Here is a 1,512-nt window from a genome sequence, read left to right as displayed (position 1 = left end):
CGGGCGATGTCAAGCTGAGTGGAGTCACTTGGGTTAGTTTGTGGTGGTTTCGTCGAGGAGGTGATTGATCCCGACGAGGCCGGCTGGTGCGGGTGTTTTCGGTCGTTCGCGGAATCGTTCCGGGTGTTGCTGGTGGTAGTTCTGCAGGGCGCGGTCACGGATGCCGTGGGCGCGCCGCCAGGAACCGTCGTGGACCTGCTGGGGCGTGAACAAAGCGATGCCGGAGTGCCTGTGGGTCGCGTTGTACCAGGGCACGTACTCGGCCAAATGGCCGCGGGCGTCCTCGAGACTCTCGAATGTTCCGGGATAGTTGGGCCGGTATTTCATCGTGCGGAACTCGGACTCGGAGAACGGGTTGTCGTTGGAAACGTAAGGCCGGTTGTGGGTTTTTGTGACGTTGTGCTCTGCGAGGAGGTCGGCCAAAGCGCCCGAACGCATCGCGGGGCCGGAGTCCGCGTGGACGAATCGTGGGGTGCCGTGCTGGCGGAACGCAGCCTGGAACATCTCCACGGCGAGGTGGTCGCTCTCGCGCTCCTCGACTCGCCAGCCGACGATCTTGCGGGAGTAGATATCGATGATTGAGTACGCCTTGAACGCTTTCCCCCGCCACGGAGAGCGCAGATCGGTGATGTCCCAACTCCAAACTTGGCCAGGCCCGGTCGCGATCAGCACCGGCTTGTCGCGGGGTGTTCGGGACCCGCGCCCCGTTGGCACCAGGGGGCGGGCGCTTTGGTCTTCGATATCGGCGGCGATCCGCCACCAGGACCGGCGGCCGGCGAGCATCATTCCCCGGTCCCAGGTGGACGCGAACGTGTGATCGACGGAGTGCCCGCCGGCCCACCCTGCCGTGATCTTCTTCGCGATCACGGTCCGATCAGTGGTGGGGATACGAGACAGGTAAGCGCGATCTTTCTGCGCGACCGGCTCGGGAACCCGGGCGCGGGGATTTCGCCGGTACTGCCAGGTCGAGCGTGCGATGCCGGCGATTCCCAGGGCTTTGCGTTGAGAGCCCGTGGTGCGCGTCAGCTCCGCCACGAACTCGTTCTCCAGCGTCAGGAATCGGACGGATCTGGGGTCTTCGGGGTGTCTGCGGGCTCTTCCTCGCTCATTGCGTGCAAGAGCCCGATAGCTTTTCCCAGCGCCTTATTGGTGTCCTCCAACTCGCGAACACGCTTGCTCAGCTGAGCGACCTCAGCGTCGTGTGCCGCGTGCTCGGCGGCACGTATCTTCTCTAGCGCTGTGCGCTTGCCCGGTGGAACAGTCATATGACTACCTTCTCGCGGAATCAGCCCGCGCTCGAGGTCACCCGCGTAAACCGCGTCGCACCAACGCCGCAGCGTGCCCCTCGTGACCTCGCGCTCCGCGAGCCAGGGGCCTTTACCCCCGTGCGGCACCCGATGGTACTCATGGACGAACTCGCGGATCTCCGCCGCGTTGAACCCTGGGCTGATTGACATTTCCCATGCCTCCTACTGCTTGTGAAGTGGCTCACAAGCAGCTTGACGCAGAGGG

Annotated in this window: 2 protein-coding genes; both read right to left on the bottom strand. The window is 64.2% G+C overall.

The window, feature by feature from the left end; all coding sequences use genetic code 11:
- Nucleotides 1-33: 33 nt before the first annotated feature.
- Nucleotides 34-1,035: a DDE-type integrase/transposase/recombinase gene (locus E3T40_RS10075; protein ID WP_134543339.1), complete on the bottom strand. Its 1,002-nt coding sequence runs from the start codon at nt 1,033-1,035 to the stop codon at nt 34-36.
- Nucleotides 1,036-1,052: 17 nt separating this feature from the next.
- On the bottom strand, nt 1,053-1,457 hold the full coding sequence (locus tag E3T40_RS10070) for a hypothetical protein (protein WP_104194749.1): 405 nt from the start codon (nt 1,455-1,457) through the stop codon (nt 1,053-1,055).
- Nucleotides 1,458-1,512: the final 55 nt, after the last annotated feature.

Origin of the sequence: Cryobacterium sp. TMT1-19 (assembly GCF_004403055.1) — a bacterium.
Lineage (GTDB): Bacteria > Actinomycetota > Actinomycetes > Actinomycetales > Microbacteriaceae > Cryobacterium > Cryobacterium sandaracinum.
Note: the sequence above shows the minus strand (reverse complement) of the source record. Positions and strands in the feature narration are given on the sequence as shown.